This window comes from Crossiella sp. CA-258035, from assembly GCF_030064675.1.
Taxonomy (GTDB): Bacteria; Actinomycetota; Actinomycetes; order Mycobacteriales; family Pseudonocardiaceae; genus Crossiella.
Map to the genome: position 1 here is coordinate 5,883,207 of NZ_CP116413.1, position 24,613 is coordinate 5,907,819.

The window sequence follows — 24,613 nt, forward strand, 5'->3', positions numbered from 1 at the left end:
CAGCCTGTCTTAACACTGTGGTCCGCAGGCGGAGCAGGTTCGGACCGTGCGGACCCCCGCAATGACCTGGAGCAATGCGGCCAGTTGGCGGTAGCCGGACCGGCGACCACCGGCCAATTCGACCGGTTTTGTGACCGAACGCAGCCGACAATCACCCGCAGTAGCCGGATAGGCGGCCTTCTCCGATGATTGCGAATGGAAGTACTACATTTCCTGTCATCCACACCCGCACGGCACCTCAACTGGACCTCAAGAGCGGGCAGTCACCGATTTGACTAATTCTTGAGGTAGGGACATAACCGCGGTGTCGATAAGGTGCCTGGCGATTTCCGGACGCGGTCTAGGCTGGGCTGGTGATCACCCGACCCATCACCGCGGACCTGGTGCGCGGCGCGCTGGAACTGGAGCGCACCGAGCACGGTCTCCGGCCGCACCGCCTGCCGGCCCGCGCCCGCGCGCAGTGCGCCGACGGCCAGCTGGCCATGGCCGAGGCCCAGCCTTCCGGTGTCCGCCTGGTCTTCCGCACCACCGCCACGGCCATCGAGCTGGACACCCTGCGCACCACGATGGCCTACCAGGGCGCGCCCCCGCGGCCCGACGGCGTCTACGACCTGCTCGTCGACGGCGAGCTGACCGCGAAGGCGAGCACCACCGGCGGCAACACCGTGCTGATCGACCTGGCCACCGGCACCACCCAGGCCCAGCAGGGTCCGGTCGGCACGGTCCGCTTCGGAGGACTGCCCGAGCGCGCCAAGCAGGTGGAGATCTGGCTGCCGCACAACGAGCTGACCGAGCTGGCCGACCTGCGCACCGACGCCCCGATCGAGCCCGTGCCACCGCAGGGCCGCACCTGGCTGCACCACGGCAGCTCGATCAGCCACGGCTCCAACGCGGCCAGCCCCACCGGCACCTGGCCCGCGCTGGCCGCGGCGAGCGCGGGCGTGCAACTGGTCAACCTCGGTTTCAGCGGCAGCGCCCTGCTGGACCCGTTCACCGCGCGCACCCTGCGCGACACCCCGGCCGAGGTGATCAGCCTCAAGCTGGGCATCAACCTGGTCAACCTCGACCTGATGCGGCTGCGCGCCTTCGGCCCCGCGGTGCACGGCTTCCTGGACACCATCCGCGAGGGCCACCCGGAGACCCCGCTGCTGGTGGTCTCCCCCATCCTGTGCCCGATCCACGAGCACACCCCCGGCCCCGGCATGCCCGACTTCAGCACCGGCCAGGTCCTCTTCCACGCCACCGGCGAACCCGCCCCCGGCAGGCTGACGCTCACCGTCATCCGCGCGGAACTGGCCCGCATCGTCGAGCAGCGCCAGGCCGAGGACGCCAACCTGCACTACCTGGACGGCCGCGAGCTCTACGGCGAAGCCGACTTCGCCGAGCTGCCGCTGCCCGACCGGCTGCACCCGGACGCCGCCACCCACCGCCGCATCGGGGCCCGCTTCGCCGCACTGGCCTTCGGCCCCGGCGGCCCGCTGAGCAACGGAGCCGCACGGTGACCGAACCGACCCACCGCGAACGCAACGCGATGATGATCGCCAAGATCCGCGAGACCGAACCGCAGCCCTGCACCGAGGGCCGCCACGTGCTCCGGGTGCTGTGCGTGCCCGGCCGCCGCACCGGCACGCCGCGCGAGGTGCCGCTGGCGGTGACCCAGCTGGACGGGCAGCGCTACGTCTGCTCGCCCAGCCGCCGCCGGGACTGGACCGCCAACCTGCTCGCCGCCGGTGCGTGCCGGATCGAGCAGGACCCGGGCCGGACCTATCGCGCGGAGCTGGTGGAAACGGACATCGGGGCCACAGTCCTGGCCACCTATCTGGGCAACGTCCGGCCGGGCGGGGCGAACATGTGGCCGTTCCCGAAGGACGCGCCCGCCTCGGTGATCCGCGAGCACCTGACCGAGGTCGCGGTCATCCGCCTCATCCCGGCCTAGGCTCGCCTGCCCTCGACGAAGAGCATCCGCAGCTCGATCGAGCCCTCCCGGAACTTCACCGCCTCCTGGTACTCCGGCGAGTCGTGCCATTCGCGCAGCCGCGCCATGTCCGGGAACTCCAGCACCGTGACCACCCGGTCCGGCGAGGGCCAGCTGCCTGCCGCCACCTCCGGCGTCTGCCCCTGCACCAGGTAGCGGCCGCCGTAGCGGTGGATCGACGGTTCGGCCAGCGCGCGGTACTTCAGCGCGCCCTCCTCGTCCAGCTGCACGGCGTCCACCAGCACATACGCGGGCATGCCTGCTCCCAAGGTCGTTTACTACACGGTGTGTACCTTTGACACGCCGGATACTACGGGAACGCAGTAGAGTGTCAACGGTGCCGATGACCACGGACCAGCCGCCCACCCGGCGGGAGCGGCTGCGCGCGGAGACCATCCGGGAGATCACCACCATCGCGCTGGCGCAGATGGCCGAGGGCGGGCCGGGCGCGATCTCGCTGCGCGGCATCGCGCGCGAGATGGGCATGACCGCCAGGGCCATCTACAGCTACTTCCCGACCAGGGACGACCTGGTCACCGCGTTGATCGGCGGCTTGAGCGAGTCGCTGGCCGGCGCGCTGGAGTCCGCGCGGGACGCGGTACCGGCCAGCGAACCCGGCAACCGGCTGCTCGCCTGGGGCGAGGCCCTGCGGGCGTGGGCGGTGGCCAACCCGGCGGGCTTCCGGCTGGTCTACGGCGACCCGGTGCCCGGCTACCAGCCACCGCCCGGCGGACCGGCCGAACAGGCCGCGCGGCGGATCTGCGCCGGGCTCAACCAGCTGGTCGCCGAGGTCGGGCGGCCCAGGGCGGCGGACCAGGTGGACTGGTCGGCCTTCCCACCCGGGTACGCGGCCAAGGTGCGCGCGGACGTGCCCGAGGTCTCGCCCGCGGTGGTCTCGCTCGCGCTGCGGGTCTGGGGGCGGCTGCACGGGCTGGTCACGCTGGAGGTCTTCGGGCACCTGGGTTCGGTGTCCGCCGACCCGGCCGCGCTCTACCGGGCCGACCTGCTCGACCTGCTCGACTCGGTGGGCGCCGATGTTCCTCGATGAGCAGCGGACCTGGGCGCTGCTGCGCGAGCTGGACACCGCCGAGCACCCCCGCGACTACAACAGCACCGCCAACCGGGGCCGGTTCGAGCAGCTGGTGACCCGGGTGGAGGCGAGCTTCGGCCACTGCTCGGTCGAGCGCGAGGCGCAGTGGGTTCCGCACCACGGCACCATCGTCATCCCGGCCGAGGCGACCGCCTCCACCGAGCACCTCACCCTCACCGTCTCCAACTTCGGCTCGCTGGTGGCGGTGACCCTGGGCAACCCGGGCAGCCACGACCAGGAAGAGGAGGACGTGCTCTTCGAGCAGGCCGACCGCGATCGCATCGGCGCGGCGCTGGCCGCCCTCGGCTACCACGCCATCTCCGAGCACCTGCTGTGGCAGACCTACGACGGGGCCGCCCCGCACCACAGCCGCCACGGGCGGTTCAGCTGGTGGGACCGCTTCTTCGACTACCTGTGACCGGGCGGAAGGCCGGATCCCGGCCGAGCAGCAGCGTGCACCCCGCCGCGAGCAGCATGAACCCGGCGATGACCAGCATCCCGGCCCGGTAGTCCCCGGTCAGGTCGCGCAGCCAGCCGGTCAGGTAAGGGGCGAGGAAGCCGGAGGTGTTGGCCAGCGAGGCGATCACCGCGATGCCGCCGCTGGCCGCCGCCCCGGTCAGGAACGCGCCGGGCAGCTGCCACCACACCGGCAGGGTGATGAACGCGCCCACCGTGGTGACCGTGATCGCCAGCATGACCAGCACCGGCGAGTCCAGGTACAACGCGAGGCCCAGCGCCAGCGCGGCCGGGACCAGCGGGACGGCGATGTGCCGGATGCGCTCGCCGGTCCGGTCGGAGTGGCGGGCGTACCACCACATGGACAGCGCCGCCGCGGCCGAGGGCGCCGCGGCCACCAGGCCGATCTTGACAGTGGAAAGATCGCCGCGCAGACCGGCCACGATCTGCGGCAGGAAGAAGGTCAGCGCGTACAGCCCGCCGCTGATGCCGAAGCCGATCAGCGCGATGAGGTAGACCCGCCGGTCCCGCAGGGCCGCGCGCAGCGAGCTCCGGCCGTGCCCGGCCACGTCCTCCCGGTCGGCGTCCAGCGCGGCGCGCAGCGCGGTCGCCTCCTCGGCGGGCAGCCAGCGGGCGGTCTCCGGGCGGTCCGGCAGCAGCACCAGCACCAGTCCACTGAGCAGCAGTGCGGGCAGGCCCTCGGCCAGCAGCATGAACCGCCAGCCGGCCAGCTCGATCAGCAGTGTGGACAGCGGGGTGCCGACGGCCACGGTGACCGGGACGGCCAGCATGAACAGCGCGGTGACCTGGCCGCGCTCGCGCCGGGGGAAGAACTCGGTGAGGTAGAGGATCATGCCGGGCAGGAACCCGGCCTCGCACACCCCGAGCAGGAACCGGAGCAGGTAGAAGCCGGTCTCGTCCTGGATGAACGCGGTGCCGGTGGCGCACAGGCCCCAGCCCAGGGTGATCACCGCGATCCACCGGCGCGCGCCGACCCGGCGCAGCACCTGGTTGCTGGGCAGCTCGAACAGCGTGTAGCCGACGAACAGCAGTCCCGCGCCCAGGCCGAAGACGGTGCTGCTGAAGCCGAGCTCGGCGTTCATCCGCACCGCGGCCACACCGACGTTGACCCGGTCCAGGTAGTTGACGAAGTACAGCACCGCCAGGAACGGCAGCAGCCGCCAGCGGGCCCGGCCGATCGCGCGGGTGAGCGGGTCTGGCGTCAGTGCACGCAGAACTCGTTGCCTTCCACATCGGCCATGGTCACGAAGTACTGCCCGCGCTCGCGTCCGGTGCGCGCCACCGTCCCGCCACGCGCGCACAACCGCGCCACCAGCGCGTCCACCTTGGCGATCTTCTCAGCCAGCTCGTCGCCGGGCGCGGTGGCCTGGATGTCCAGGTGCAGCCGGTTCTTGCCCTGTTTCTCCTCCGGCACGCCGAGGAAGCAGATCCGGCCGTCGCCGCCCGGCTCGACCACCGAGGCGAACTCGGCCACCTCCTCGGCCGGGAAACCCTTGGCCCGCTGGAACTCCAGCCAGCTGGGCTGCCCGTCCGGCGGGTCCTGGACGCGGTAGTCCAAGGCGCAGGCCCAGAACTCGGCCATCAGGTCCGGGTTCCGGCAGTCGACGACCACCTGGAAGGCGCGTGGCATACCGCCAGCATTCCACGATCAGCCCGAGCGCAGCTGGGCCACCCTCGTGTCCAGGTTGCGGAAGTGCTCGGTCATCGCGGCCGCCGCGCGGTCGGCATCCCGCTTGCGCAGCGCGGTCACGATGGCCCGGTGCCTGCGCACGGTCTGCATCGGGTTGGGGTCGGTGACGCCCAGGCGGTGGTTGACCCGGTGGAAGACGTCCCAGAACGCGCGCAGCAGCTGGGTCAGCAGCGCGTTGTCCAGGCAGCGGTAGAGCACCTCGTGGAACTCGCGGTCCTGCTCGGCGAAGGTCTCCCCGCTCTTGGCCCGCTCGCTCATCCGCTTGGTGACCTCGTCCAGCCCGGCCAGGTCGGCGGCCGGGATGATCTCGGCCACCCGGCGGATCAGCACCCCCTCCAGCGCCTCGCGCACCTCGACGATCTCCTCCATCGAGCGCAGGTCGCGGCCGATGTCGTGCAGCACCCGGAAGGTCAGCCCGTCGGCCAGCGGATCGAGGGACAGCCGGCCGACGTAGGTGCCGAAGCCGTGCCGGATCTCCACGATGTCCAGTGCCTGCAAGGCTTTCAGCGCCTCGCGCACGGAGTTGCGGCTCACCCCGAAGGTCTCGACCAGCTCGGTCTCGGTGGGCAGCGGGTCACCCGACTTCAGGCCGCGGCTGAGGATCAGCCCGGTGATCTCGTCCCGGATCGCCCGGTTCATCCGGGTGGCCAGCCTGGGCTCCTGCTGCGTCACGATTGGACCTCCTGCATCCAGCAAACCTTAGAGCAGACCGGCCTGCGCCAGGTGGGCGCGCACCGCGGCGCGCTCGGTGTCGTTCAGCGGGATCATCGGTTCGCTGGTGACCGGGTTGGCGATCACGCCGAGCGCGGCCAGGCCCTCCTTGAACGCGCCGATCGCCGAGGAGTAGCGGCCCATCCGGCCGTCGCCGACGTGGATCAGCTGGAAGAGCTTGCGCAGCCGCAGTTGTTCGGCGCGGGCGGCGTCCCAGTCGCCCCGGGCGGCCGCCTGGTAGAGGCGGACGTAGCCGTGCGGGTCCAGGTTGCCGATGCCCGGCACCAGGCCGTGCGCGCCCAGGAACAGTCCGAGGTCGGCCAGGGTCTCCGAGCCGGAGTAGCAGTGGAAGACCGAGCGGTCGGTGCGTTCCAGCACCGCGCGCAGGCCGTCCAGGTCGCCGCTGGAGTCCTTGAGCCCGGCCAACGTGCCGTCCTCGGCCAGCTCCTCCACCACCTCCACCGGCAGCTTGCTGCCCACCGAGGCCGGGATGTCGTAGGCCAGCAGCGGCAGGTCGACCGCGGCCCGGATGGCCCGGAAGTGGCCGGGGAACTCGCTGGGGTGGGTGGGCGCGTAGAACGGCGCGGTGGCCACCAGCGCGTCCGCGCCGAGTGCCTTGGCCGCGCGGGCGTGCTCCAGCACCCGGGGCGTGGTGGTGTCGATGATCCCGGCCAGCACCGGCACCTGGCCCGCGGCCACTCCGGCGACCACTTCCAGCGCTCGCTGGCGGAGCTGGTCGGGCAGGTAGGCGACCTCGCCGGTGGAGCCGGTGACGAACAGCCCGTGTACGCCGGCGTCGAGCAGGTGGGCGGTGAGGCGTTCCAGCGAGGGCACGTCCAGGTCGCGCTGGCTGGTCAGCGGGGTGCACACGGGTGGCACGACACCGCCGTGGAGCTGGGTCACGAGCTTCTCCCTTGCGGAGCGGAACCGGTGGGGCCTACGGTCGCCTGACATCCTACGTCCGATGTCCAATGTCCAGCCAGTGCGAGGTCCCGTGAGCTCAGTGGTGCGCGACCGGCTCGGCCGGTTCGCCTTCGGCGCCGACTACAACCCGGAGCAGTGGCCGGAGGAGGTCCAGGACGAGGACGTGGCGCTGATGCGCGCGGCCGGGGTGAGCCTGGTGTCGGTGGGCATCTTCAGCTGGGCGGTGGCCGAGCCGGAGCCGGGCCGGTACCAGTTGGACTGGCTGGACCGGGTGCTGGACCGGTTGGCCGCCAACGGGATCGGCGCCTGCCTGGCCACCATGACCGCCTCCCCGCCGCCCTGGCTGGCGCACCGGCACCCGGAGACGCTGCCCCGCCGCGCGGACGGCACCCTGCTCTCCCCCGGCGCGCGGCAGCACTACTGCCCGTCCAGCCCGGTCTACCGCGCCTGCGCCGCCGAGCTGGTGGAGACCCTGGCCACCCGCTACGCCGGGCATCCCGCGCTGGCCATGTGGCACGTGAACAACGAGTACGGCTGCCACGTACCGGAGTGCTTCTGCGACGTCTCGGCCGCCGCCTTCCGCGGCTGGCTGGCCGAGCGCTACCAGGGCGTCGACGGACTGAACGAGGCGTGGTCCACCACGTTCTGGTCGCAGCGCTACCACGAGCTGGCCGAGGTGCGCCCGCCGCGCACCGCGCCGACCTTCCCGAATCCCGCGCAGGTGCTGGACTACAAGCGGTTCTCCTCACACGCGCTGCTGGAGTGCTTCCTGCTGGAGAAGGAGATCCTGCGCCGGGTCACCCCGGAGGTGCCGGTGACCACGAACTTCGTCGGGGCCTGGCACCGGATCGACGTGGCCTCCTGGGCACCGCACCTGGACGTGGTCTCCTACGACTCCTACCCAGACCCGCACGACCCGGACACCGTGGTGCAGGCCGCTTTCGCCTACGACCAGATGCGCGCGCTGCACGGGAAACCGTGGCTGCTGCTGGAACAGGCGCCCAGCGCGGTGAACTGGCGCACCCGCAACGCGCCCAAGGCGCCCGGTCAGATGCGGCTGTGGAGCTACCAGGCGGTGGCCAGGGGCGCGGACGCGGTGATGTACTTCCAGTGGCGGCAGTCCCGCGGCGGCGCGGAACGCTTCCACTCCGCGATGGTGCCGCACGCCGGTCCGAGCGCCCGCGCACACCGGGAGACCGCCGCGCTCGGCGCGGAGCTGGCCCGGCTGGAACCGTTGCTGGGCAGCGGAACCGACGCTTCGGTGGCACTGCTGGCGGACTGGTGCAGCGGCTGGGCGGTGCAGGGCAGCGCGCTGCCCTCGGCCGATCTGTCCTTCGAGGACACCAACCTGGCCCACTACCGTCCACTGTGGACTGCCGGGATCGCGGTGGACGTGGTGTCGGCGCAGGCCGACCTGAGCCGCTACCGGCTGCTCGTGGTGCCCAGCCTCTACCTGGTGGACCAGCCGGTCGCCGCCCGGCTGGTGGAGTACGTGCGCGCGGGCGGGCACCTGGTGCTGTCCTTCTTCTCCGGCATCGCAGACAGCGCGGACCGGGTGCACCTGGGCGGCTACCCCGGCCCGTTCCGCGAGTTGCTCGGGCTCACCGTGGCGGAGTTCTGGCCGCTGCCTGCCGACGGCGTGATCGCGCTGGAGTCCGGTGGCACCGGCCGGATCTGGTCGGAGTGGATCACCCCGGCGGGCGCGGAGGTGCTGGACCGCTTCGCCAAGGGCGAGCTGACCGGACTCCCGGCGATCACCCGGCACGCCTTCGGCGCGGGGGTGGCGACCTACCTGGGCACCCGGCCGGATGAGGCAGGCATGGCCGAGGTGCTCGGCCGGGCACTGGCCGACGCGGGTGTCGAACCGGTGCTGGCCGGGCTGCCTGCGGGAGTGGAGGTGGCCGAGCGCCGTGGTGACCAGCGGTGGCTGTTCCTGTTGAACCACAACACTTCCGAGGTGACCGTGCCGGTGCCCGGGGGCGCGGTGGACGGCCTGACCGGCGAGCCGCTCGGCACGGCGGAACGGCTCGCCGGTCGCGGTGTGCTGGTGGCGCGGCTGCCCCTGGCCTGAAGCTGCCACCGGCTGTACCAGCCCCGCCGCTCGCCCCACCCTGGACCGGTCGGGAGTTGACGGAGGGGCGATCCAGTGGCCGGTCGGTGGAGGTGGCTGCTCGCGGTCGCCGTTGGCGCGGCCGCGCTCGGTGGCTGCACTTCAGCTCCCACCGGCGTGACCTCAGCTGACGCGGTGCCCCACCTGGAGTCGTTCGTCGAGGGCTCCGCGCCGCATGGCGGGCCGGGCCTGGCACCTCCGCGAGGACCCCTTGCCCCACCCGGCTGACCAGTCAGGCCACCGCCAGCACCCGCTGCCGGGCCGCCTGCAACTCCCGCCCCGGCGGAATCTGCAGCTCCTCCCACAGCAGCCCCTTGATCTGCCGGTACGCCGCGAGCGCGTCCGCCCGCCGCCCGGCCCGCTCCAGCGTGCTCACCAGCCGCGCCCACACCTGCTCGTCGTAGGGCTGCGCGGCCACCGACTGGCGCAGCACCACCACCGCCTCCGGGTACCGCTTCCTGGCCAGCAGCGCGGTCACCAGGCCGGAGCGGCCGCGGTCCCGCAGCTCGGTCAGCCGGGTCTGCTCGGCCAGCGCGCACATGCCCAGGGAGCTGAACGGGGTGCCCCGCCACAGCCGCAGCGCGCTGTCGAACCCGGTGGCGGCCGCGTCGTGGTCGCCGTCGGCCAGCGCCCGGTGGCCTGCCGCGAGCAGGGTCTCGAACTCGGTGACGTCCAGGGTGGCGCGGCCGGGGTTGAGCCGGTAGGCGCCGCGGGTGCTGTCGATGCTGAGCGCGCCGAGCGGGACGAGCCGCTTGCGCCACTGGCAGACGAACGCGCGCAGGTTGACCGAGGCCGAGGGTGGCGGCCGGTCACCCCACAGCGCCTCTACCAAGCGGTCGGTGGGGCACCATTGGCCGCGCCAGAGCGCCAGCGCGGTCAGCAGGGTCTGCGGGCGGGCGGAGAGCAGCGGCAGCGGCCGGTCCGCGTGCCACAGCTCCAGGTGGCCGAACAGCCGGAGCACGGTCTTGTCCATGTGGGCCCTTTCTCCATCGGGGGCCATCACCTTGCGCGGACGGGGTACAGCGGGCGTTCAGGGAGAGTTCTGCCGGGCACCAGAGGTGTCCGGAGCACTACTGGTAGTCACGGTGCGGGTCTGGCAAGCTCTGACCGCGAGGTCAGCGAGGGGGCGGGTGTGCTGTTCAGGGTGTTCGGGGTGCTGGAGGTGCACGGGCCGGACGGGGTGCTGGAGTTCGCCGCGGACAAGCCCCGCCGGATGCTCTCCGCCCTGCTGCTGCACGCCAACCGCTGGGTGCCCGACCACGAGCTGGTCGAGGCGATCTGGCCGGCCGGCGCGCCGGTGTCGGCGGCGGGCAACGTCAAGACCTACGCCAGCCAGGTGCGCAAGCTGCTCGCCCCGTTCGACACCCAGCCCGGCCGGTTGGAACGACGGCCGGGGGCCTACCGGCTCACCGTGGCCCGCGCCGAGCTGGACACCATGGTCTTCGAGGACCGGATCGGCCAGGCGGAGGCGGTGCTCGGCGCGGACCCGGCGCGGGCCGCCGAGCTGGTCACCGAGGCGCTGGCGCTGTGGCGCGGCGAGCCGTTCGACTCCCTCGCGGTGGAGGCGGCCGAGGTCGAGCAGGCCCGGCTGACCGAGCTGCGCTGGTCGGCCCGGCACACCCTGGCCGACGCGCTGGTCGCGGCGGGCAGGCACCGGGAGGCGATCGGCCTGCTGCGCGCGATGACCACCGAGGACCCGCTCAAGGAACCGACCTGGCTGCGCCTGCTGGCCGCGCTGGACGCCGGTGGGCGACGGGCCGAGGCGCTGCTGGCCTACCAGGAGGCGCGCCGGGCCATCGTGACCGAGCTGGGTATCGAGCCGGGCGCGGCCCTGCGCGAGGCGTACCAGCGGGTGCTGGTGACCGACCCGCCCACCGCGCCGGACTGGCAGGCCGCCACTCCGCCACCCGCGCGACCCGCCGCCGCGCAAGCTCCCGCCAGCCCCGCCGACCCAGCCACCCCCACCGCCCCGCAGGCTCCCGCCGCCCCGCCACCCGAGCCACCACCCCCGCCTGCCAGGTCGCGGCTGCGGCGGTCGCGGTGGATCGTGGCCGCCTCGCTCGCGCTGACCGCGGTGCTGGCCGCGGGCGTGCTGACCGCGATCCGCTGGTGGCCGGACAACTCTCCCCAGCCGGCCACCGCCGCGGAGCGGTTCGGCTGGGGCCAGCCGGTGCACGCCGCGGAGTTCCGCACCGGCCTCGACGACGGCTGGACCGCGGTGGGCCCGCGGCCGGGGCAGCACGGCAAGGGCAGGCAGATCCCCGAGCGGGTCAGCGTGCGCGACGACGTGCTGACCATCACCGGCGACGCCAACGGCGACACCGGCTACCTCGCCCGCGACGAGGGTTCCTTCCGCACCCGCTGGGAGGCGCGGGTGCGAGTGCCCGCGGGCTGCGCCTGCTACCGCCCGCTGCTCACCCTGTGGCCGGTCAAGAACGACTTCCCGGCGGGCGGCGAGATCGTCTTCCTGGAGGTGTTCGACCCGGAGCGGCAGACCGCGCACTTCTTCCTGGCCGATGAGAACACCAAGGACAACCGGTACACCGCGTCGCGCGCGGTCGACATGACGAAGTGGAACCACTTCGCGGTCGAGTGGACCGAGAACGAGCTCACCGGCTACATCAACGGCGAGAAGTGGTTCCACACCGCGCAGCGGGACAAGCTGCCGCCGAGGCCGATGCGCCCGACCATCAAGCTGGACGCGACCATGACCACCGAGTTCCGGCCGGCCACCATGGAGGTGGACTGGATCCGCGAGTACCGGAGCTAGCGGAGCTGGGTGAAGGTGATGGTCTCGTACGGTCCGCGCACCCCCGTCTCGTACAGCAGACCCACCGTGGACCCGTTGAGCCGCACCAGGTCCGAGTAGGCGGCCGGGGCTTCGGAGACCCGGTGCAGCTGCCACCAGGTCCGGCCGTGGTCGGTGCTGGCCCGGACCGACATCGCCCGGCGGGCGGCCGGGTCGGCGGGTCCGGAGTACAGCAGCAGACCGGGATCGTCCGTCTGAAGCACGCTGCCCTGCACCCTCGGGCCTTCGATCGTCCTTTGTGGACGGTAAGGCGAGCTCAGGGTGCGGCCGCCGTCGTGGCTGACCGCGTCCAGCCTGCCCGCGAGCGTGCCCTGGTTGCGGCTGGAGAAGTACAGGCGGCCGTCCGGCAGCTGGGCGACGGTGGTCTCGTTGGCCGCGATCTGAGTGTCGGCGCGGTCCTCGGTGAAGCCGATCCGCCAGGTGTGGCCGCCGTCGTCGCTGAGCAGGGCGTGCCCGCCGTGGTACTTCTGCTCGGCGCCGGTGTCCGCCGAGCCGGACGGTGGCGCGCTGGAGTGGTTGGCGGGCACCACGATCCGGCCCTGCCGGGTGGTGATCGCGTGGCCGGGGCCGGTGGCGTACCAGCGCCAGTCCGGCTTCTTCGCCGCCGAGGTGATCTCCCGTTCCGGCGTCCAGCTGCGGCCGTTGTCCCTGCTGCGCTGGAGGAACACCCGCCGGGTGTCGGCCGGGGCCACCGCGCCGGTCATGATCTCCCGTTCGGTGACCGGGCCGTTGCGGGTGGTCAGCAGCAGGACTTCGCCGCCGGGCAGCGCCACCGGGGCCGGGTTGCCCGCGGTGGCCTCGCCGTTGCGGGAGACCACCGACAGCGGTCCCCAGGTGCAGCCGCCGTCGCTGGAGCGGCGCAGCACCACGTGGATCGCGCCGGTGTCGCCCGCGGAGTGCACCCGGCCCTCGGCGAAGGCCAGCACCTCGCCGGAGCTTGCCCGCACCACCGCGGGGATGCGGAAGGTGTGGTAGCCCTCGGTGCCGGCGGTGTAGGGCACGGAGGTGCAGGGGGTGGGCTGGATGGAGTCCAGAGGCAGCCGGAGCACCTGACCGTCCGGCAGGTCGGCGTTGCTCAGCCGGAGGCGGTCCAGTTCGGCCTTGGTCAGCGCGCGGGTGTGCAGCCGGACCTCGTCCAGCGCGCCGTCGAAGCGCTGCGTGTGGTCCAGGCGCTGGCCCAGCACGAGTTGGAAGGACACCCGCTGGGTCACCGAGCCCGCCACCGCGGCGGCCGAACCGGCCTGCACACCGTCCACCCAGAGCAGCAGCCGTCCCGCCGACCGTTGCAGCGCAACGTGGTGCCACTGGTTGTCGTCGTGGGCATTGGCGGTGGCCACCGAGCTGCTGCCGCTGGGCGTGGTGATCCGGGCGACCAGCCGCTTGTTCGCCGGTTCGGCGCGCAGCCACAGCTGCGGCGCGCTCTCCCCCATGCCGCCCAGCCACAGCAGGACCTGTTCGCGCTGGGTCCCGCCGTAGCGGAACCAGGTGCTGAAGGTCAGCTCGCCGTCGCCGGGCAGCCGGGCGCGGTCGTAGGGCACCCGCAGGTAGTCGTCCGCGCCGTCCAGTTCCAGGGCTTTGCCGAACCTGCCTGCGGTGAGCGCGGGACCGCCGATCGCGTTGGCGTGCTTGTGGATCCGGGACGTGTCGGGAGTGGCCGGACCGGCCGGGTTGCGCCAGCCGAGGTCGTCCTCGGTGAAGCGGGTGAACCGGATCTCGTCCCTGGCGTCGACCTTGCCGCCCTCGTACAGCAACCCGATCCGGGCGCTGGGCGTCGACGGGTCGCTGAGCTGCACCAGGTCGGAGTAGCCGGACCAGTCCGAGGTGATCCGGGTGCCCTGTTCGGCGTTCTCCCAGCTGCGGCCGTGGTCGTAGGAGGAGCGGATGGTCATCCACCGGCGGCGGTCGGTGTCGGCGGGCGCGGAGAACAGCAGCCGGTCCGGGCGGCCGGTGCGTTCCAGCCGCAGCACCGCGCCCTGCACGGTGGGCATGACCAGGTCCGGGATGGCCTGGAACCGCTGGCTGAAGGTGGCACCGCCGTCCTTGCTGATCGCGAAGCTGTGGTTGCCGACCGCGCTGCCGCCCTGTTCCCGCGCCCCGGCGTAGATCGAGCCGTCGGCCAGCTCGGTGACGGTGAGCTCCTGTGGTTTCAACGGGAACGGCCCGCCGGGCGGGAACGTGATGCTGTCCACCGCGCCGACCTGCCAGGTCTTGCCGTGGTCGTCGCTGTAGACCAGGGCGGCCTCGTTGGCCACCGACTTGCTGCTGCCCCGGTCGCTGGTCTCGCCGCACACGCCGAAGACCAGGCGTCCCTTGTGCGGGCCCCGGGTGAGCTGGATGCCGTGGCCGGGACCGGTGGCGTACCAGTAGTCCCAGGCAGGCAGCTTGACCTGGGCGCTCATCTCCACCGGCGCCGACCAGGTGAGCCCGTCGTCGTCGCTGTGCTGCACGTGCGGGGTGCGTTTGCACGGCACGTCACAGGGTTTGTCGTCGGTGCGGCCCTTGTTGTAGCTGGTGAACAGGAAGATCCGGCCGGTGTCGTGGTCCACCACCGGCACCGGGTTGCCGTGGGTGTCCCCCTTGCCCTCGTTGACCAGCCGCAGCGGCGACCAGGTCTGCCCGCCGTCGGTGGAGCGTTTGAGCACCACGTCGATGTCGCCGGTGTCCCCGCAGTTGAGCACCCGGCCCTCGGCGAAGGCCAGCAGCGAGCCCTGCGCGGTGCGCACCACGGCGGGGATGCGGAAGCAGTGGTAGCCGGTTTCGTTGGCGGCCTTGAACAACGCCTGCTCGACCGGTTGCGCGGCCGCGACCGGTGCGGTCAGTCCGGCCAGGAGCAGGAGTAACAGGGAGAACAACGCTGTCACGCGCACGGCGGGTTTCCTCTCGGCTCACAGCTCCGGGTGGACACAGCGGTAGGTGTGCTCGCCGAGGACGGTGAGCGGGGGCAGTTCGGCGGCGCACTCGGCGGTGGCCTTCCAGCAGCGGGTGCGGAAGTTGCAGCCGCTGGGCGGGTTGGTGGCCGAGGGCACCGGTCCATTGAGGACGATCGGCTCGACGGCGTGCCGCAGGCTCGGCGTGGCCGAGAACAGCGCGCGCATGTAGGGGTGGCGGGCGGCGGCGGGCACCGCGGCGGCCGGGGCGCGTTCCACGATCCGGCCCAGGTACATGGTGACGATGTGGTCGCTCATCCGCTGCACGGTCTGGATGTCGTGCGAGACGAACACCATGGCCAAACCGAGCCGTTCGCGCAGCTCCACCAGCAGGTTGAGGATCTGCGCGCGCACGGACACGTCCAGCGCCGAGGTCGGTTCGTCGGCGACCAGCAGCGCGGGCCGCAGCGCCAGTGCCCGCGCGATGGCCACCCGCTGCCGCTGCCCGCCGGAGAGCTGGCCGGGCACCGCGTCCGCCACGCTGTCCGGCAGGCCCACCAACGACATCAGCTCGCGCACCCGGTCGGCGCGTTCGGCGGGAGGGCCCTCGCGGTGCACGTCCAGCGGATCGCGGATGATCTTGGCGATCGGCAGGCGGCGGTTGAGCGCGGTGGCCGGGTCCTGGAAGATCATGCCCACATCACGCCCGAACTTGCTGGCGCGTGCGGTCGCGGTCATCTGCCACAGCGACTCGCCGCGGTAGCGCACGGTGCCCTGGGTGGGCCGTTGCAGGCCGACGATCACCTTGGCCAGCGTGGACTTCCCGCAGCCGGACTCGCCGACCACGCCGATGGTCTGCCCGGCGGCCAGGGTGAGGCTGGCGTCGGTTAGCGCGTAGACGTGATCGTGGCCGAACAGTCGGGCGGCGCGGATCCGGTGCACCACATGGACGCCGTCGAGTTCCAGCAGGCTCATCGCGCCTCCAGCAGCTCGGTCCGCTCCGCCGGGAAGTGGCAGGCGATGAGGTGGTCTGCCTGGTCGCCGATCCGCTCCGGCGGTTCCCGGTGGCAGACCGCGCGGGCGGCCGGGCAGCGGTCGGCGAAGCGGCAGCCGGGCGCGAAGTCGGCCGGCGAGGGCACCACACCCTTGATCTGGGTCAAGGTTTCCCGTTTGTCCTCAAGGGAAAGCACCGCGGAGAGCAGGCCGCGGGTGTAGTGGTGCCGAGGTGAGCCGACGATCTGCGCCGTCGCGCCGAGCTCGGCGACCTGGCCGCCGTACATCACCACCACCCGGTCGGCGATCTCGGAGACCAGCGCGAGGTCGTGCGAGACCAGGATCAGCGCGAAGCCCAGCTCGGCCCGCAACCGCAACAACAACTGCACGATCTGGGCCTGCACGGTGACGTCCAGCGCGGTGGTCGGCTCATCGGCCACGATCAGCCCAGGACTGCGGGAAAGCGCCATCGCGATGAGCACCCGCTGCCGCTGCCCGCCGGAGAGCTCGTGCGGGTAGGCGCCCAGTGTCCTTTGCGGATCGAGGTTGACCAGTTCGAGCAGCTCGGCCGGGGAGCGGGTGCCGCCCCGGCGGGTGAACTGCTTGAGCTGGCTGCGAATGGTCATCGCCGGGTTGAGCGAGCTGAGCGCGTCCTGGTAGATCATCGCCAGGTCCTGGCCGAGGTAGCGGCGGCGCTGCCGGGGCGTCAGGCCGAGCAGGTTCTCCCCGGCGAAGCGGATCTCCCCGGAGACGCGGGCGTTGTCCGGCAGCAGGCCCATGATGGCCAGCGAGGTCAGCGACTTGCCGCAGCCGGACTCGCCGATCAGGCCGAGCACCTCACCGGCGCGCACCGTGAACGACACCTCGTCGACCACGTTGACCCCGTTGTGCCGGTCCGGGAAGGAGATCGCGAGCTTGGACACGGCCAGCACGGTCTCCCGGTCGGCCAGGTCGCGGGCGCGCCGGTGCAGCCGCTCCCCCGCCTCGCGCAGTCCCTCGATCGGCAGCACCGGCTCGGCACCGGCCGGTTCTTCGCTGGTGGCAACGGCTTTCGCCACCTGACCGGCCTGCGCGCGCCGGGCCGAGGGGGTGGCCCAGGCATCCGAGATGCCCTCGGAGAGCACGTTCAGCGCGAGCACGGTGACCAGGATGAGCAGGCCGGGGAACAGGGTGGCCCACCAGCCGCCGGTGAGCACCAGGTCCTTGCCGTTGGCCAGCACCGAGCCCCAGGACGGGTCCGGCTGCTGGATGCCCGCGCCGATGAAGGACAGCGATGCCTCGAACACGATCGCGTCGGCCACCATCACCGTGCAGAACACCAGCACCGGCGCGGCGCAGTTGACCGCGACGTGCTTGAGCAGGATGTAGGCCCGGCGGGCGCCGATGATCCGTTCCGCGGCCACGTAGTCCTCGCGGTACTGGGCCAGCACGTTCGCCCGCACCACCCGCGCCACCGAGGGCGTGTTCAGGAAGGCGATGGCCAGGACCAGCACCTCGATGCCGCGGCCGAACACCGCGACCAGCACCGCGGCCAGCGCGATGCCGGGGAAGGCCATCACCACGTCCAGGACCCGCATCGCGGTCTCGTCCAGCGCGCGCCGCGAGGTGGCGGTGACCGCGCCGATCACCGCACCGGCCACCAGGGCCAGCGCGGTGGCGCCCAGGCCGATGGCCAGCGACCAGCGGGCGCCGTGCAGCAGCCGGGCGAAGATGTCCCGCCCGGCGGAGTCGGTGCCGAACCAGTGTTCCGCACTCGGCCGGGCCACCGCGGCGCCGGTCAGGTAGGGGTCCCCGGCGATGAGCGGGGCGAGCAGGGCCAGCAGTGCCAACAGGACCAGCACCGCGAGGGCGAGCAGGGACGGGAGCTTGAGGCGGCGCGTCACGAGTGGCTCCGCAGGCGTGGGTTGGCGATCAGGTAGAGGATGTCGACGATCAGGTTGACCAGCACGAAGCCCAGCGCGATCGTGATCACGAAGCCTTGCACCTTCGCGGTGTCACCGTCGGTGACCGCCTGGATCATGTTCTGCCCCATGCCCGGCAGCGCGAACATGGTCTCGATGACCACCGCGCCGCCGAGCAGGTAGCCCAGCCGCAGGCCGAGCACGGTGAGCGGGGTGACCATCGCGTTGCGCAACACGTTGCGCCCCACCACGACCACCGGCGGCAGCCCGCCGCCGCGGGCGGTGCGCACGTAGTCCTTGTCCAGCTCCTCCACCATCGAGGTGCGGATGATCCTGGTCAGCTGGGCGGCCACCGGCAGCGCGAGGGACACCGCGGGCAGCGCCATCGAGTTCAGCCAGCCACCGAGGGAGTCGGCCGGGCTGATGTAGCCGCTGGTGGGAAACAAGCCTTGGCCGACGGCCAGCCACTGCACCAGCAGCAACGCGATCCAGAACGCGGGCGCGGCCACCCCGGCCAGCGTGACCAGCCGGATCAGCTGGTCCGGCCAGCGGTCCCGGAACAGCGCCGAGAGCACGCCCAGCGGCACCGCCAGCAGCAGGCTGATCACCAAGCCCAGCAAGGTGAGTTGCACGGTGAGCGGCAGCGCGGTGGTGATGGTCTCGGCCACCGACTGCTTGGTGATCAGGCTGGTGCCGAAGTCACCGTGCAGCAGCAGCCAGACGAAGCGCAGGTACTGCACCGGCAACGGGTCCAGCAGCCCGTTCTCCCGCCGGAACCGCTCCAGCTGCTCCGGGGTCGCGTTGGCCCCGTCGAAGGCGGCCAGCGCCGGGTCCACCGGGGAGAAGCGCATCACCACGAACACGAACAGGGTGACGCCGAGCAGCAGCGGCACCAGCGCCAGCAGCCGCCCGAGCAGCATCCGCAGCACGATCAAGGCAGCCTCCGCTCAGCCGGTCGGCTTGGCCTGGTTGAGGTTGAGCCCCGGGTAGCCCTGGGCGCGGACCCCGCCGAGGGTCCGGGGATCCCACGCGGTCCCGTTCTGGGTGAAGACGATCGGGTACACCACGGCCTGGTCGGCGAGCAGGTCCAGCGCCTGCTTGACCAGCGCCGCGCGCTCACCGTCCGAGCCGGTGGCCGAGGCCCGGTCGAGCAGTCGCGACAGCTCTTCTGCCTGCGGCCCCTTCCACTTGGCGTACTTGGGTGCCACGCCGGAGCCCGCGTAGTAGTAGCGGATGAGCAGGTCGGGGTCGTTGCCGAACTGCTCGGCGTTCTGCGTGGTGGCCACCACCTGGAAGTCCGCGCCGCTGTCCAGCTTGGAGAACAGCGCCTTGGTGTCCTGCGCGTCCACTGTGGACTGAACGCCGACGGCGTCCCAGCCCTCCTTGAGCACGTTGACGCAGTCGGCGACCAGGGTGGTGTTGGTGGCGAGCAGGGTGATCCGCAGGTCGCCGACCCCGGCCTGCCGCAACAGTTCCCGCGCCTTGCCCGGGTCGTAGCCGAGGTCGTTGGCGGCGGGCTGGGCGACGAGCTTGGGGTTGATGAAGGAGGTGCCAGCGGTGCCCTTGCCGCGGAGTCCAACCTCGATCATCTTCTTCTTGTCGATGGCGTGGTGCAGGGCCTGGCGCACCAGCTTGTTGTCAAAGGGCGGCCGCGCGGTGTTGAACATCAGCCACAGGTTGTTGCCGCCGTCGGCGAACTCCACCGTCCGCCCGTCCGCGCGCAGCTGGTCGGCGTTGGCCGCCGGGATGTTCTCCACGATCTGCACCGCGGGCCGCGCCCCGGAGATCTTGGCCACCCGGGGCGCGGCCTCCACGATGGAGTTCCACAGCATCCGGCGGTACACCGCGGGCCGCGGCCCGTTGTAGCCGTCGAAGCGCTCGAACCTGGTGTGCGACAACGGGGCCTGCTCCACCACCCGGTACGGCCCCGACCCCACCACCTTGCCGGCCACCGCGTCCTGCCACCGGCCCTCGAAGACGTGCCTGGGCACGATCTTCACCGTCTGGATCCGTTGCAGCGCATAGTGGAACGGCCCGGCCAGCAGGAACTCCACCGAGTGCTCCCCGGTCTTGCGGACCTCCTTGAGCCAGGGCGTGAGGAAGGTCCGGACCAGCACGTTCTCTCCTGGGTCCAGCGCCCTGGCATAGGTGAACACGACGTCGTCGGCGGTGACCGGCCGCCCGTCGTGCCACTGCGCGCCCGCCCGCAGCTCGAAGGCGAGCCGGGTGCCGGTGGCCTCGGGCAATGCCTTGGCCAGCGCCGGATACGGCTCGCGGGTGAGCGGGTCGCCCTCCACCAGCGCCTCGTAGCAGTGCAGCATCGCGGCCATGGCGAAGGCCGAGGCGGTCTGCAACGGGTCCCAGGTCTGGTTGTTGCCGTAGCCCACCACCGCGGTCAGCGACTCCTTGGTGTCGCCGGTGGAGTTGGTGGAGGCGGGTCCGCCACAGGCGCCCAGGGCCGAGGAGAAGGCCGCGGCCGCGCCGGCGAGTCCGGTGAGGCGCAACAGATCCCGCCGGCTCAACGGCTGACCGGATCCGAACCGAGTCGTGGACACCCGGCCTCCTCTGCTCTGAGATAGGACGTCCCATGTCCAATGACTGGGCAACCATAGGGCGCGACCCCTGGCCGGTCAAGGTTTCCGGGCAGCGCCCAGGTTGACCAGCAGTCCCACCCCGGTGACCGCCGCGGCGACAAGTCCCAGCCGGGCCGGGGTGAGCTGCTCCTGGAGCAGTCCGCCCGCCGCGCCGCCCAGTGCCACGCCGAGGTAGATGGCGGAGTTGTTCAACCCCAGCAACAGGGCCGAGGCACTGGGCGCGCGCTCGACGAACCGGCTCTGCTGCGGCACCACCGGCAGCGACACGCACACACCCCAGCCCACCGCCCAGACCACGGCGACCACCAGGTCGTCGACGGCCAGCGGACTCAGCGCGAGCAGCACGGCGGCCGCGGCCAGGCCGCCGGTGACCACGTGCCGCGGCGGGTAGCGGTCGGCGAGCCGGCCGGCCACCGTGTTGCCGACCATGTTGCCCACTCCCCAGGCCAGCAGCACCACGGTCAGCGCGGTGGCCGAGCCGCCGGTGGCCCCGGCCAGCGCCGGGGAGATGTAGGTGTAGAGCACGTGCGTGCCGGCCAGGGTCAGCGTGGTGACCGCGAGCAGGCCGAACACCCACGGTTCGCGCAGCGGAGCCAGCCGGGCGCGCAGCCGGTCCGCGGGCAGCGCGATCGGCGGCAGCGACCGGGCCACGCCGAGCGCGGCCAGCACGCCGAGCCCGGCCACCGCCCACAGGGTCAGCCGCCAGTCCGCGCCGCCGATCAAGGTGCCCGCGGGCAGCCCGAAGGCGATGGCCAGGGTCAGCCCGCCCATCACCACCGCCAGCGCCCGGCCGCGGCGTTCCGGCGGGGCGATCGCGGCCGCGGCACTGAACGCGGCTGCGCCGATCAGCCCGGCCCCGACCGCGGTGAGCACCCTGGCCAGCAGCACGGTCAGGTAGTCGGGACCGAGCGCGGTGGCGATGTTGCCCACGGTGAACACCGCCAGCGCCAGCAGCAGCGCCTTCCGCCGGTCCAGCCCGCTGGTCAGCGCGCCCAGCACCGGCGCGGACACCGCGAAGGCCAGCGCGAACCCGGTGACCAGCTGCCCGGCCGCGGCCAGGCCGACCTGGAGGTCGGCGGCGATCTGCGGCAGCAGCCCGGCGATGATGAAGCCGTCGGTGCCCACCGCGAACAGCGCGGTCGCCAGCGGCAGCAGCTGGGCGAACAGCGGTTTCTGCTTGTCCAAGTCCTCACGTCCTTCTTCGGTGTGCCTGCCCGGCCACCCTGCGCGCCGCGACTTGCCACTCGCTGTCCACTCGCTGTCCGCGGGTACGGTGGGCAGGTGCGGTTCGGGGTGCTGGGTCCACTCGCGGTGTGGACCGCCGAGGGCACACCCGTCCCGGTCCCCGGTCCCGAGGTGCGCGCCCTGCTGGCCGCGCTGCTGGCCCGCGAGGGCGAGTGGACGCCGGTGCCCGCCCTGATCGACGACCTGTGGCAGTCGGACCTCCCGGCGAACCCGGTCAACGCGCTGCAGATCCGCGTCTCCCGCCTGCGCCGCGCCCTGGACGCCGCCGAACCGGGCGCCCGCGCCCTGATCGAGTACCGCGCGGACAGCTACCGCCTGCAAGCCCCCACCGACGCCGCCGAGTTCCAGGCCCTGCTCCGCCGCGCGCGCACCGCCGCCCCGCACTCCCGCGCCGCCCACCTGACCGAGGCCCTGGCCCGGTGGCGCGGCCCGGCCCTGCCCGAGTTCGCCGAGGCCCCCTTCGCCGCCCCGGTGCGCCAGCGCTGGCAGGAGCTACGGCTGACCGCCGTCGCCGACCTGGCCGAAGCACGCCTGGCCCTTGGCGAGCAGCACACCGTGCTGGCCGAGCTCGCCGAGTGGGTGCGCCGCCACCCTGCCCACGAACGCCTGCGCGCCAGCCACCTGCGGGCCCTGTACCTGGCCGGCCGCCAGCCCGAGGCCCTGGCCGGTTACGCCGAGTTCCGCGCCTGCCTGACAGACCAGGGCTTGGACCCCAGCCCGGCGCTGACCGCACTGCACCAGGCGATCCTCACCCGAGACCCCGCCCTGACCCCCGAGCCGGTCCGCCACCCCGGCAACCTCCCCGCCCCGGTCACCGAGCTGATCGGCCGCGAGACCAACCTCGCCGACCTGCGCAAAGCCCTCGCCAGCGCCCGCCTGGTCACCCTCACCGGCCCCGGCGGCGTGGGCAAGACCCGCCTGGCCCTGGCCGCCGCGGCCGAACACACCGAACCCGACGGCGCCTGGCTGGTCGAACTCGCCGGTGTGCGCGCCGCCGACCCGCTGGCCGAGGCGGTGATGACCGTGCTCGGCATCCGGGAGAACACCATGCTCGGCCCCATCCCCGCCGCCGACCCGCTGGACCACCACCACCGCCTCACCGCCTACCTGGCAGGCAAGCGACTCCTGCTCCTGCTGGACAACTGCGAACACCTCCCCGACGAGGTCGCCACCCTGTCCCGCGCCCTCCTGCACGCCGCCCCCGGCCTGCGCATCCTCACCACCAGCCGCGAACCCCTGTCCACCCCCGGCGAACTGGTCCACCCCGTCGCCCCCCTGGACCTCCCCGCCGACCACGAAGACCCGCTCCAGTCCAGCGCCGTCCGCCTCTTCCACGCCCGAGCCCAGGACGCCGACCCCGCCTTCACCCTCACCCCCGCCAACACCCCCGCGGTCATCGCCCTGGTCCGCGACCTGGACGGCCTCCCCCTGGCCCTGGAACTAGCCGCTGCCAAGATCCGCTCCCTTGGCGTGCACCAGCTCGCCGCCCGCCTGGACGACCGCTTCCGCCTGCACGCCACCGGAAACCGAGGCAACCCAGCCCGCCAGCGCACCCTGCACGCGTTGCTGGACTGGAGCTGGGACCTGCTCACCGACCCGGAACGAGTGGTGCTGCGCCGCCTGGCAGTGCTCGACGGCGGCACCCTGCCCGCGATCGAAGCGATCTGCGCCGACACCCCGCTACCAGGGACCGAAGCCTCTGGCCCCGGCCCGGCCGTCGCGGCGCACGAGGTCGCCGAGGTGCTCTCCCGCCTCGTCGACCGCTCGATGGTCACCGTGGTCGACGGCGGCGCGCGCTACCGCCTGCTGCACACCGTCGCCGCCTACGCCCGGGCCCGCCTGACCGACGCCGGCGAGGCGAAAGCCGTGCGCGCCAGGCACTCCCACCACTACCTCACCCTGGCCGAGACCACCCCCAGCGCCGACCTGGCCGCCCTGGACGCCGAACGCGGCAACTTCCAGTGCGCCCTGGACACCGCCGTCGCCCAGGAGCACGCCGCCCACGCCCTGCGCCTGGCCGACGCCCTGGCCTGGTACTGGCTGCGGCGCGGCCGCGTGCGCCAGGCCGCCCGCTGGTGCGCCGACGCGCTCGCGCTGCCCGGCCCGCCCTCGGCCGCGCGAGCCCGGGTGCGCTGCTGGGCCGCGGGCATCGCGATCGTCGCCGACCTCGAACCCGACCAGGCAGCCAGCGCTCGCACCGCCCTCACCGCCTTCGACGACCTAGACGACCCGGTGGGCGAGGCCATGGCGCACTGGTTCCTCGCCTACGTCCTGCTGCACTCCGGCGACCTGGACACCAGCGAGGAGCTAACCACCCGCGCCGCGACCGCCTTCCGCGCCCTCGGCCACTCCTGGGGCCTGGCCGTCACCACCTGCGTGCAGGCCAACCACGCCCTGACCCGCGGCGACCTGACCACCGCGCACACCCACGCCGAAGCCGCGGTCGCCCTGTTCCGCGCCGTCGGCGACCGCGGCGGCGAACTGCTCACCACCTACCCGCGCGCCACCCTCGCCGAACTGCACGGCGACCACGACCTGGCCGAGCGGCTGCACCGCGACGGCCTCGCCCTGGCCGAAGACCTCGGCATGTGGGCCGAGGCCGCCGACCGCCTGTGCGGCCTCGGTCGCATCGCGCTGCTCCGCGGCGACCACCACACCGCCCGCGACCTGCTCACCCGGGCAGGTGAACTGGCCACCGAACGCGGCTTCAAACCCGGCCAGGTGCACGTCGCCCTCACCCAGGGCCAGCTCGCCCGCCGCACCGGCGACTTCACCGAGGCCGAACAGCACCTCAGCCAAGCCGCCGCCTGGTACCGCCGCACCGGCCGCGCCCCCGGCTACACCACCGTCCTCACCGAGCTGGGCCACCTGGCCAACCACCAGGGCGACCCCGCCCAAGCCAGAACCCACCACGCCCAGGCCCTGACCTTCGCCCGCCACCTGGGCAACCCGCACGCCGAAGCCACCGCCCTGGAAGGCCTGGCAGCCACCCACCTCCCTGACGCCCCAACGGAATCCGCCCGCTTGCTGGGCACGGCCCACCGCTTGCGCGAGCGCACCGGAACTCCGCTCGCCGACCGCAGCGACCTGGACCAGATCACCGCTGCGACCCGGGATGCCTTGGGAGAGCAGGCATTCGCGCTCGCGTTCAGCAACGGTTCCACCGCGCCCGGCTGAGCGAACCCACCCGGGCCAGCGGAGAACAGGTGCGGCAGACAGGTCGCATC

At 72.7% G+C, this 24,613-nt stretch carries 19 protein-coding genes; 7 read left to right on the forward strand and 12 right to left on the reverse strand.

The window, feature by feature from the left end; translation table 11 throughout:
* Positions 1-353: 353 nt before the first annotated feature.
* Positions 354-1,502, forward strand: a complete 1,149-nt coding sequence (locus N8J89_RS26440; protein WP_283659715.1) for a GDSL-type esterase/lipase family protein — start codon at positions 354-356, stop codon at positions 1,500-1,502.
* Positions 1,499-1,936 (forward strand): nitroreductase family deazaflavin-dependent oxidoreductase, encoded by a 438-nt coding sequence (locus N8J89_RS26445; RefSeq protein ID WP_283659716.1) that lies wholly within the window; start codon positions 1,499-1,501, stop codon positions 1,934-1,936. The genes N8J89_RS26440 and N8J89_RS26445 overlap by 4 nt, the downstream gene beginning before the upstream one ends.
* On the opposite strand, the gene N8J89_RS26450 is transcribed toward N8J89_RS26445, so the two are convergent.
* Positions 1,933-2,232: a DUF1330 domain-containing protein gene (locus N8J89_RS26450; RefSeq protein WP_283659717.1), complete on the reverse strand. Its 300-nt coding sequence runs from the start codon at positions 2,230-2,232 to the stop codon at positions 1,933-1,935. The genes N8J89_RS26445 and N8J89_RS26450 overlap by 4 nt on opposite strands.
* Positions 2,233-2,318: 86 nt before the next feature.
* Between N8J89_RS26450 and N8J89_RS26455 the strand changes: the two genes are divergently transcribed.
* Positions 2,319-3,023, forward strand: coding sequence for a TetR/AcrR family transcriptional regulator (locus N8J89_RS26455; protein ID WP_283666250.1), 705 nt, complete (start codon positions 2,319-2,321; stop codon positions 3,021-3,023).
* Complete coding sequence (locus tag N8J89_RS26460; protein ID WP_283659718.1) at positions 3,010-3,483, forward strand: hypothetical protein; 474 nt, start codon at positions 3,010-3,012, stop codon at positions 3,481-3,483. The genes N8J89_RS26455 and N8J89_RS26460 overlap by 14 nt, the downstream gene beginning before the upstream one ends.
* Here N8J89_RS26460 and N8J89_RS26465 read toward each other — a convergent pair.
* The 4 genes from N8J89_RS26465 to N8J89_RS26480 form a co-directional block, all read right to left on the reverse strand.
* On the reverse strand, positions 3,449-4,681 hold the full coding sequence (locus N8J89_RS26465) for an MFS transporter (RefSeq protein WP_283659719.1): 1,233 nt from the start codon (positions 4,679-4,681) through the stop codon (positions 3,449-3,451). The two genes, N8J89_RS26460 and N8J89_RS26465, sit on opposite strands and share 35 nt — an antisense overlap.
* Before the next feature lie 62 nt (positions 4,682-4,743).
* Positions 4,744-5,172 (reverse strand): VOC family protein, encoded by a 429-nt coding sequence (locus tag N8J89_RS26470; protein ID WP_283659720.1) that lies wholly within the window; start codon positions 5,170-5,172, stop codon positions 4,744-4,746.
* Between the two features lie 18 nt (positions 5,173-5,190).
* On the reverse strand, positions 5,191-5,904 hold the full coding sequence (locus N8J89_RS26475; protein ID WP_252479943.1) for a FadR/GntR family transcriptional regulator: 714 nt from the start codon (positions 5,902-5,904) through the stop codon (positions 5,191-5,193).
* A gap of 27 nt (positions 5,905-5,931) precedes the next feature.
* Complete coding sequence (locus tag N8J89_RS26480; RefSeq protein WP_283659721.1) at positions 5,932-6,846, reverse strand: dihydrodipicolinate synthase family protein; 915 nt, start codon at positions 6,844-6,846, stop codon at positions 5,932-5,934.
* A gap of 91 nt (positions 6,847-6,937) precedes the next feature.
* Here N8J89_RS26480 and N8J89_RS26485 point away from each other — a divergent pair, with 91 nt between their 5' ends.
* Complete coding sequence (locus N8J89_RS26485) at positions 6,938-8,938, forward strand: beta-galactosidase (protein WP_283659722.1); 2,001 nt, start codon at positions 6,938-6,940, stop codon at positions 8,936-8,938.
* Between the two features lie 271 nt (positions 8,939-9,209).
* Here N8J89_RS26485 and N8J89_RS26490 read toward each other — a convergent pair whose 3' ends face one another.
* A complete protein-coding gene (locus N8J89_RS26490) occupies positions 9,210-9,950 on the reverse strand; it encodes an AfsR/SARP family transcriptional regulator (protein ID WP_283659723.1) in 741 nt (246 codons plus the stop codon).
* A gap of 159 nt (positions 9,951-10,109) precedes the next feature.
* Here N8J89_RS26490 and N8J89_RS26495 point away from each other — a divergent pair, with 159 nt between their 5' ends.
* Positions 10,110-11,747, forward strand: coding sequence for a BTAD domain-containing putative transcriptional regulator (locus N8J89_RS26495; protein WP_283659724.1), 1,638 nt, complete (start codon positions 10,110-10,112; stop codon positions 11,745-11,747).
* Here the strand turns inward: N8J89_RS26495 and N8J89_RS41780 are convergent.
* The 6 genes from N8J89_RS41780 to N8J89_RS26530 all read right to left on the reverse strand — a co-directional run bounded on the left by N8J89_RS41780 (position 11,744) and on the right by N8J89_RS26530 (position 21,326).
* Entirely contained in the window at positions 11,744-14,653 is a 2,910-nt protein-coding gene (locus N8J89_RS41780; RefSeq protein ID WP_349497403.1) for an exo-alpha-sialidase, read from the reverse strand. The two genes, N8J89_RS26495 and N8J89_RS41780, sit on opposite strands and share 4 nt — an antisense overlap.
* 18 nt (positions 14,654-14,671) lie before the next feature.
* Positions 14,672-15,628 (reverse strand): oligopeptide/dipeptide ABC transporter ATP-binding protein, encoded by a 957-nt coding sequence (locus N8J89_RS26510; protein WP_283659725.1) that lies wholly within the window; start codon positions 15,626-15,628, stop codon positions 14,672-14,674.
* Entirely contained in the window at positions 15,625-17,529 is a 1,905-nt protein-coding gene (locus N8J89_RS26515) for a dipeptide/oligopeptide/nickel ABC transporter permease/ATP-binding protein (protein ID WP_283659726.1), read from the reverse strand. The genes N8J89_RS26510 and N8J89_RS26515 overlap by 4 nt, the downstream gene beginning before the upstream one ends.
* On the reverse strand, positions 17,526-18,476 hold the full coding sequence (locus N8J89_RS26520; RefSeq protein WP_283666251.1) for an ABC transporter permease: 951 nt from the start codon (positions 18,474-18,476) through the stop codon (positions 17,526-17,528). The genes N8J89_RS26515 and N8J89_RS26520 overlap by 4 nt, the downstream gene beginning before the upstream one ends.
* 18 nt (positions 18,477-18,494) lie before the next feature.
* Complete coding sequence (locus tag N8J89_RS26525; RefSeq protein WP_283659727.1) at positions 18,495-20,102, reverse strand: ABC transporter substrate-binding protein; 1,608 nt, start codon at positions 20,100-20,102, stop codon at positions 18,495-18,497.
* A gap of 75 nt (positions 20,103-20,177) precedes the next feature.
* Entirely contained in the window at positions 20,178-21,326 is a 1,149-nt protein-coding gene (locus tag N8J89_RS26530) for an MFS transporter (protein ID WP_283659728.1), read from the reverse strand.
* A gap of 96 nt (positions 21,327-21,422) precedes the next feature.
* Between N8J89_RS26530 and N8J89_RS26535 the strand changes: the two genes are divergently transcribed.
* The gene (locus tag N8J89_RS26535; RefSeq protein WP_283659729.1) at positions 21,423-24,563 is read left to right on the forward strand and encodes an ATP-binding protein; all 3,141 of its coding nucleotides are present in this window, start codon (positions 21,423-21,425) and stop codon (positions 24,561-24,563) included.
* The last annotated feature ends 50 nt before the right edge of the window (positions 24,564-24,613 follow it).